Source organism: Mariniflexile sp. (genome assembly GCF_052728615.1).
In genome coordinates, this window is record NZ_JBFVFE010000104.1 from 1 (window position 1) to 6,340 (window position 6,340).

At 36.5% G+C, this 6,340-nt stretch carries 4 protein-coding genes; 1 reads left to right on the forward strand and 3 read right to left on the reverse strand.

The window, feature by feature from the left end; all coding sequences use genetic code 11:
* Positions 1-155: 155 nt before the first annotated feature.
* From ACU1LP_RS19205 to ACU1LP_RS19215, 3 genes are all read right to left on the reverse strand, one after another.
* Positions 156-1,007 (reverse strand): phospholipase D family protein, encoded by an 852-nt coding sequence (locus ACU1LP_RS19205; RefSeq protein WP_445737075.1) that lies wholly within the window; start codon positions 1,005-1,007, stop codon positions 156-158.
* Between the two features lie 418 nt (positions 1,008-1,425).
* Positions 1,426-2,487 carry a chorismate synthase gene (aroC, locus tag ACU1LP_RS19210; RefSeq protein WP_445737076.1) on the reverse strand — a complete coding sequence of 354 codons (1,062 nt, stop codon included), beginning with the start codon at positions 2,485-2,487 and terminating at the stop codon, positions 1,426-1,428.
* Between the two features lie 191 nt (positions 2,488-2,678).
* Positions 2,679-5,603 carry an FAD-binding and (Fe-S)-binding domain-containing protein gene (locus ACU1LP_RS19215; protein ID WP_445737077.1) on the reverse strand — a complete coding sequence of 975 codons (2,925 nt, stop codon included), beginning with the start codon at positions 5,601-5,603 and terminating at the stop codon, positions 2,679-2,681.
* A gap of 145 nt (positions 5,604-5,748) precedes the next feature.
* Between ACU1LP_RS19215 and ACU1LP_RS19220 the strand changes: the two genes are divergently transcribed.
* On the forward strand, positions 5,749-6,249 hold the full coding sequence (locus tag ACU1LP_RS19220; RefSeq protein WP_445737078.1) for a hypothetical protein: 501 nt from the start codon (positions 5,749-5,751) through the stop codon (positions 6,247-6,249).
* The last annotated feature ends 91 nt before the right edge of the window (positions 6,250-6,340 follow it).

Sequence of the window (6,340 nt, forward strand, 5' to 3'; positions counted from 1 at the left end):
GGTTTTTAACACCGAAAAAGTTTAAAAAACAGACCGAACGATTTTTTATGAATACGCACAAATTTGACACCCCACCTGTGAGGTCTTCACTGTCCTGAAAATTTTGAATAGGCTATTTATCAAGATAAATTTTGCATGTATTTAAAGCATTAATTTTAAAAGCTGTTTTTTTCTTGTGCCTTTTTCCAATTTTGACTTAAAATTGGCTTATTTACACTTGTTTTTCCATGAGATAATTCCCCTGAGAAATGACAATATTTTTCTAGGTAATCTGTATCTTTATATTTTCCCCACATTTTGTAAGCATCAATAGCCATTGGTTTTTCTAAATTAAAAGGGATTTGCTTTCCTGTTCTAATACAAAACCCAGAAGATTTATCAGATACTTTGTTTATTATATTAGTTGGTTCTTTCCTTTTAAAAGTTTTATTTTGATTTTCATTTTCAAAAAAATCAGAAAGAATGTCTTTTTCAATTTCTGATTCAACATATCTATAAGAACTTAATAAATTCTTTTTTTCAAATACAGGCTTCTTCTCAAACAATAATTCAGATTGACGTAATACAGTACTGAAATACTCCCAAGAATTTTTGTCTAATTCATTATCTCCAGTAAATGCTCCTTTAATTGAACTCTCCATTAAAACACCAACCTCAATATTATTGTTTTGTGAATATCCATATAAGTTCATTGATGATAATAATGCTTTTTTTTCGTTTGCATAATATTTTGCATGCAATCTCTTCTCATAGCGAATTTCGACATTCGGAAATTGTTTAAAAAAATCAAAGTCTTCTTGTTTCATGCTTTTCGACAAATCATCCTCATTTTTACCAAATAAAAGTATTATTTCCATATTTGGGTCATCAAGTTTTGTAAGCAAAGATGATTTATAGCGCTCATGAAGCTGTATGTATGGAGAAATTAATATTATTTGACTTTCAGCCGTTTCAAATATTTTTTCAAGCTCTGAATTAAGTTCGTTTCCTTTTAAGAATTTAGCCATTTGTTCACTAAGTTTAATTATGTTATTGATATCCTGGTTTGATTATTTAAACCCATGCTAAAATAACAATTACCTCAATAATTATTAGTAAATAATCGTAGACTTTGAATTAAAATAACTAATTAATATTCTTAGTTTTTAGGCATACCAAAACCCCAACAGATAGTTTAGCCCCGATTGAGGCGGTATCCTTTTTAAAACTCAGGAATAACAAAAACATTGGTTAACTACAATTAAGCAGATTGCTTCGTTGTGCCTCCTCGCAATAACCTTGTTTTAAAAAGATTTAGTCGAAAGCGGGAATAGCTTCTAATTATAAATTTTATCTTTTTTAAAAACTAAAACAACTAAAAAAATTGTCGCAAAAACTCAAAACATATACTTCGTCTTACGAGATTCCTGCTTGCGCAGGAATAAACTAACTATAAACCTTGTTCCTCAAGAAAAAATCGGCGATCACTAAAGCTGCCATCGCTTCTACAATGGGGACTGCTCTTGGCACCACACAGGGGTCGTGTCGTCCTTTGCCTTGCATTTTGACGCTATTGCCTGCTTTATCGATGGTTTCGTATTTCTGGATGAGGGTGGCTACGGGTTTAAATGCGACATTAAAGTAAATATCCATGCCATTGCTGATGCCTCCTTGAACACCTCCGGAATGATTGGTTTTTGTTGTGCCATCGTTGTTAAATGCGTCGTTATGTTGGCTTCCGTACATGGTACTGCCCTCAAAACCGCTACCGTATTCAAAACCTTTTACGGCGTTGATGGATAACATGGCTTTACCGAGTTCGGCGTGTAATTTATCGAAAACTGGCTCGCCCAAACCAACGGGCACGTTTTTAATAACGCAACTTACAATACCGCCTACGGTATCGCCTTTTCCACGGACTTCCTTAATATATGTTTCCATTTTTGCCGCCATTTCTGCATCGGGGCAACGTACAATATTGGATTCCGTTTGGGTTAAATCGAGTTCAGTATGGGGTTTATTGAGCTTTAAAGTACCAACACCCGATACATATGCGTTTATTTCGATGCCTTTTAGCATTTGTTTTGCCACTGCTCCTGCTACTACACGACATGCGGTTTCGCGCGCCGAGCTGCGTCCGCCACCACGGTAATCGCGCACGCCGTATTTTTTATCGTAAGTGTAATCGGCATGACTTGGGCGGTAACTGTCTTTTATATGTGAGTAATCGTGGGATTTCTGATTGGTATTTTCAATAACGAAACCAATAGAGGTTCCAGTGGTTACACCTTCAAAAATTCCTGAATGGAACTTAACAACATCATCTTCCTTACGCTGGGTTACAATGGCAGATTGCCCTGGTTTTCTTCTGTCCAGATCATTTTGTATTGCCTCTAAATCCAATTCAATTCCTGACGGGCAACCATCGATAACGCCGCCTAAAGCAGGGCCATGGGATTCGCCATAGGTTGTTAATGTAAATAGTTTTCCAAAGGAATTTCCAGCCATATCGATAATTTTTTGCTAAAGTAAATCTATTCTAAGAAATATGAAAATGAAACGGGGTCTAACTTGTGGATTGATGGAAGTAGTGTCTCGCAAAGGCGCAAAGGCGCAAAGGTACTAAGTTTAAAAAAGCTAAAGACTGTAATTCTGACTGCAACTGTGACTGAGACTGCAACTGTGGCTGAGACTGTAAACTACCTCAAAAGCGCTTCCCGTAAAATCGTAACTGGATGCTTTGCCTCTCTGTCGGTACCATCTTTAATTTGATGTCTGCAACTGGTTCCATTTGCTGAAATTATCACATCGGCTGATGCATTTCTTATAGCTGGAAACAAAGTTTGTTCACCAACTTGCATACTTACTTCGTAATGTTCTTTTTCGTAGCCAAAACTTCCTGCCATACCACAACAACCACTAGGTATAATAGTTACTTTATAGTTTTCAGGAAGATTTAAAACACTAAAACTGGACAATTGATTGCTATGGGATTTTTGATGACAATGCCCATGGAATTTAATGGTTTTTTCTTCGGAAGTAAATTGTTGAGAATTAATATTTCCTAATTTTATTTCTTGTTGAATGAATTCTTCAATTAAAAAGGTGTGTTTTGCAATGTTTTCTGCGGAAGCTTTATCATCTGCCAACCTTAAATATTCATCTTTAAAGGTTAAAATAGCGGATGGCTCAATGCCTATTAAAGGTGTTTCAGATGAAATTAAATCTTTAAAAATAGCCACATTTTTATTTGCTAAATCTTTGGCCTGTTCCAACAATCCTTTCGACAAAAAGGTGCGTCCGGATTCGACATTATCAACAATCTTTACTTCATAATTTAATGCGGTTAAAAGTTGAATAGCATCAATACCTATGGGTGTATCTAAATAATTCAAAAACTCATCGTTAAACAAAAAAACCGTTTTTATATATTTTAATGTAACCTCTTGTTTTTTAATATTTTGAAACTCTTTATTTAAACTTTTATTTGAGATTAAAGGCAAGCTTCTTCCTTTGGCTATTCCGAACGATTTCTTTAAGATTGAAGATGTAATTCCGTTAGAAAATATAAAGTTTGCCAGTTTTGGAAACACACTACCATAACGATTCAAAGTATTATTATAAGCAAATAATTTAGTGCGCAACGATACGCCATTTTCCTTTTGATATTGATATAAAAATTCCGCTTTTAAACTCGCCACATCAACACTGCTTGGGCATTCACTGGCACAGGCTTTACAGCTTAAGCAAAGGTCGAACACCACTTTCAATTCTTCATGGTCGAACTTATTTGCTTTCTGTGAGTTTGTTAAAAATTCGCGTAATGCGTTCGCTCTAGCTCTTGTGGTATCTTTTTCGTTTCTGGTCGCTCTGTAACTTGGGCACATGGTGCCGCCGAATTCTGGTAGTTTTCTGCAATCGCCCGAACCGTTGCATTTTTCGGCTTCACGCAAAATACCTTTTGAATGCGAAAAATCGAGCAAGGTTTCTATTTCCGGTTCTGCTCTATCCGGAACATATCGTAGTGATTTATCCATGGGCAACGGATTTACAATCTTTCCCGGATTGAAAATGTTATCGGCATCAAAAACGGTTTTTATTCGTTTTAAAATGTTGTAATTTTCTTTGCCAATCATTAATTCAATAAATTCAGAGCGCACCATACCATCGCCATGTTCGCCACTCATAGAGCCACCATATTTCTTTACCAAATGTGCCACATCGGTGGTTATTTTTCTAAACAAAACAACATCTTCATATTTTTTTAAGTTCAAAATCGGCCGTAAATGCAGTTCGCCCGCTCCGGCATGCGCGTAATAAATCGCTTCTTGATTGTAGCCTTTCATCAATGCCGTAAACTCGGATATGTAATTGGCCAAATCCGGCAAGGTTACCGCGGTATCCTCAATACATGGTACCGATTTTCTGTCGCCGATAATATTTCCCAATAATCCCAAGCCTGCACTGCGCAAGTTGTTCGCTTGGTCTATCTCGTCCCCCACAAGTATGGGAAACGCATAACTTAAACCCGAGGCCGCGATATCGAGCAAAAGCCTTTCTGCCAAAACATGAACCTCCTGTTTTGTAAACGCTCTTACTTCGCACATCAAAACAGCTTTGGGGTCGCCTTCAATAAAACGTCGGTTTTCTTGCTGTGTTTTATTGTGCTTTGTACAATCCAAAATGGTTTTATCCATCATTTCGCAGGTGTACAAATTGTGGCGCATAACCATTTCAACAGCACTTAAACACGCTTCAATTGTGGTAAAATGTGCTGCCACCATAACAGCTTCTTGTGGTGGTAAAACATCCAGTTTTAAAGTAATCTGTGTTGTAAATGCTAAAGTACCTTCACTGCCGGAAAGGAGTTTGCACATATTGAATTTTTCAGGGGAATTTGAAAACACCTCCGATTTCAACAATTCATCAATCGCATACCCTGTATTCCGTCTATGTATTTCGGGTTTCGGGAAATTTTCAATGATTTGGTTTTGGACCGTTTCAGAATGTAGTTCCGAAAAAATAGTTTTATAAATAGCACCTTCCAAAGTTTCTAATTTTGTTTTGTCTTGAAATGCTTCCGAAGAGCTTTCATTAAATACAACCTCGCTGCCATCACTTAAAATAGTGTGCATCTCAATCACTTTATTGCGTGTTACACCAAATTGAATGGATGTGGTCCCCGATGAATTGTTGCCAACCATGCCGCCTATCATACAGCGGTTGGAGGTGGATGTATTGGGGCTAAACCACAGTCCGAATGGCTTTAAATAGTTGTTCAATGCATCACGAACTACCCCCGGTTGTACCGTAACGGTCTGTTCTTTTTCATTGATATTTAAAATTTCTGTGAAATATTTGGACACATCAACCACAATGCCTTCTCCCACACATTGGCCTGCGAGCGACGTACCCGCTGTTCTTGGAATTAAGGACGTTCTGTGCGTTTTGGCAAACTGAATAAGTTGCTTAATATCATCTTTATTCTTTGGGTACGCTACAGCCAATGGCAACATTCTAAACACAGAAGCATCGGTGGCATATATGGATTTTATTAAACCGTCATAAAATAATTCGCCCGAAAGTGAATTGCTTAATGTTTGTAAATGAGCCGTTAACGCCATTGTTGGATAAAAATGTTTATAATTATAAAAAGCACTTAAATATAAATACAATTTTGGCGTTATTTTTGTTAAATCAAACAGATTATCAAAAAATAATCTATTAACTTAAAATTACCGTATATTACAACAAAACAAACATTAAATTATGAAGAAATTATTTTTATTATCGATTGCATTATTAGGATTTGTATTGGCCACAAATGCCCAGGACATTTCAAACAACGCCATTGGACTGCGATTGGGAGACAGTAACGGTGTTGGTGCCGAAGTATCTTATCAGCACGCTTTAGGAAGCAACAACCGTTTAGAAGTGGATTTGGGTTGGAGAGACAGTAAAACCTACGATGGTTTTAAACTTGCAGGTTTATACCAATGGGTTTGGAACATTGATGGAGGTTTTAATTGGTACGCCGGTGTTGGCGGCGGTGTAGGATCGTTTGGTTACAACGATAAAAAGGGCAATGATTATAATGACACCTTTATTTTTGCTGCCGGTGATATAGGTATTGAATATAATTTTGATATTCCTTTATTAATCTCATTGGATTTTAGACCTGAAATTGGCTTTGGAAATGACTACAATAATGATTTCAATAATAGTGACTTAGACTTTGATATCGCTTTAGGGATTCGCTATCAGTTCTAAATTGAACAAAATAAAATTAAAGTAGGAGACAAAGTTAAGTTTAAACCTTGACTTTGTCGTCCTCTCACACCACCGTATGTACTTACGTGTA

What these genes read in the sequence shown, in the direction of transcription:
- ACU1LP_RS19205 (WP_445737075.1), bottom strand. Translation starts at nt 1,007, where the DNA reads ATGGCTAAATTCTTAAAAGGAAACGAACTTAATTCAGAGCTTGAAAAA.
- aroC (WP_445737076.1), bottom strand. Translation starts at nt 2,487, where the DNA reads ATGGCTGGAAATTCCTTTGGAAAACTATTTACATTAACAACCTATGGC.
- ACU1LP_RS19215 (WP_445737077.1), bottom strand. Translation starts at nt 5,603, where the DNA reads ATGGCGTTAACGGCTCATTTACAAACATTAAGCAATTCACTTTCGGGC.
- ACU1LP_RS19220 (WP_445737078.1), top strand. Translation starts at nt 5,749, where the DNA reads ATGAAGAAATTATTTTTATTATCGATTGCATTATTAGGATTTGTATTG.